Source organism: Dyadobacter sp. OTU695, from assembly GCF_038440355.1.
Lineage (GTDB): Bacteria > Bacteroidota > Bacteroidia > Cytophagales > Spirosomataceae > Dyadobacter.
This window is the reverse complement of record NZ_JASATN010000081.1, coordinates 1-601: the sequence shown is the minus strand read 5'-3', so window position 1 is coordinate 601 and position 601 is coordinate 1. Positions and strand designations below refer to the sequence as shown.

Annotated in this window: 1 protein-coding gene; it reads right to left on the bottom strand. The window is 51.2% G+C overall.

The annotated features are described in order from the left end of the window. Positions 1 to 199: 199 nt before the first annotated feature. The coding region (locus tag AAHB90_RS32515) for a hypothetical protein (RefSeq protein WP_342089495.1) at positions 200 to 601 on the bottom strand (402 nt) is incomplete at its 5' end.

Below are 601 nucleotides of genomic sequence, written 5' to 3'. Positions count from 1 at the left end.
AAAATATCCCGCGCGCTGCCGGCTGGTTTCCATAGCCGGGAAAGGTTCCCGGGTCATAGTTTCCGTACCCGGCGTTGATGTCGATTTGCTGACTGTATCCGATGCCCGGAGCGAGCAGGGACAGCGCCAGTAAAATCAACCCTAGGTAATAATTAGTTTTTTTCATGATTGCAAAATTTTGGTATGAACTCGCGTCCGTCTACATGTTTTTGAATACCTGTATGATCAGGTTATTGTTGACATTGTCGGCCACTACTTCTCCCCCTGACAGGTCAGGAATGAACACGCGCAGAGGATAAGTTCCGCTAGGCGTCGCAGAGGCAATCGAGACAGTAGCTGTAATGCTGTTGCCCAACGGTGATGCAGGGATATCTGTGTTAGTTGTCAGCGTATAATAGGTCCCCGAGTTGGTAATGGTCCATTCGGCAGCCGAAGCGCCGGTCAGAGCGATCACCGAGCTAGGCGTTGGCTTGTAGACACGAACAGTGATCAGATCGCTGGCAACAGTTCCCGTGCGCATGTTACGAAGCCTTACCGTGAAAGGCCTGACGGTCTCTGTTGTCGAAAAGGTCACATTGGGCATGATGGTAAAAGGACGCAG